General features: G+C 70.3%; 1 protein-coding gene and 1 pseudogene. Both read left to right on the top strand.

Going from position 1 to position 1,260, the window contains the following annotated elements:
* Positions 1 to 116: 116 nt before the first annotated feature.
* Positions 117 to 1,010 (top strand): annotated as a pseudogene (locus C1I97_RS37345) (glutathione S-transferase family protein); the annotation flags it as partial.
* A 37-nt stretch (positions 1,011 to 1,047) separates the two neighbouring features.
* The coding region (locus tag C1I97_RS37340; protein WP_111007295.1) for a DUF4235 domain-containing protein at positions 1,048 to 1,260 on the top strand (213 nt) is incomplete at its 3' end.

Genomic DNA, 1,260 nt, shown 5'->3' with positions numbered 1-1,260 from the left:
GCAGTGGCGTAGACACCCTCTGTGCTACCGAGAGGCCCTGCCTTCATGCCCCCGCGCGGCCACAATCACCTGAACAGCACGCCCGTACGGACCCCCCAGCCCCACACTCGGTTTCGAGAAGCCCTCTCAGCCGCGCCTGTCCGTGGGCGAGCAGGGCACTGGTGTCGCGGCGGCTGCTGGGGCTGGAGGACGCCCTGTCGCTGGCCGTCGTCGATCCGATCCAGGACGACCGCAGCTGGCGCTTCACCCTCGACGCCGACGGCCGTGATCCCGTGCTCGGGATCCGCTTCCTGAGCGAGGCGTACGACCGGCGGGAGACGGGTTACCCCGGCGGGGTGAGCGTGCCCGCGGTCGTCGACGTGCCCAGCGGCGAACTGGTCACCAACGACTTCCAGCAGATCACGCTCGACCTCGCCACCGAGTGGACGGCCCTGCACCGTCCGGGGGCGCCGGACCTGTATCCGCGGGCGCGGCGCGACGAGATCGACACGGTGATGGCCGAGGTGTACGAGGACGTCAACAACGGGGTGTACCGGTCGGGCTTCGCCACCAACCAGGAGGAGTACGAGGCCGCGTGCGCGGGCGTGTTCCGCCGGCTGGACCTGCTGACGGACCGCCTGGCCGGGCAGCGCTACCTCGTCGGCGACACCCTCACCGAGGCGGACATCCGGCTGTTCACCACACTGGTCCGTTTCGACGCCGTCTATCACGGACACTTCAAGTGCAACCGCTGGAAGCTGGCCGAGAACCCCGTGCTGTGGGCGTACGCCCGCGATCTGTACCAGACGCCCGGCTTCGGTGACACGGTCGACTTCGACCACATCAAGCGGCACTACTACGAGGTGCACACGGGCATCAACCCCACCGGCATCGTGCCCCTCGGGCCCGACCTGTCCGGCTGGCTGACCCCGCACCACCGCGAGGAGCTCGGCGGGCGTCCCTTCGGTGACGGGACCCCGCCCGGCCCCGTACGGCCCGGCGAGGAGGTCCCGCCGCAGGGCAGGCCCTGACACCCACGCCCCTCACCCACCGGCAAAGGAGACACAGGTGGCCAAGAAGAAGCACAAGCTCCCGCTCGCCTACCAGCCCCTCGGCTTCGTGTTGGGCTGGGCCGGCGGTGCGCTGGCCGGACTGGCCTTTCGCGTGACGTGGAAGGCCGTCCGGCACGAGGACGACGCGCCCGACCCGCTCGACGCGGACCGCCACTGGGGGGAGATCCTGCTCGCGGCGGCCGTCCAGGGCTGGCTCTTATACACATCT

Origin of the sequence: Streptomyces sp. NTH33 (assembly GCF_003236365.1) — a bacterium.
Lineage (GTDB): Bacteria > Actinomycetota > Actinomycetes > Streptomycetales > Streptomycetaceae > Streptomyces.
This window is presented reverse-complemented; position numbering and strand designations above follow the sequence as displayed.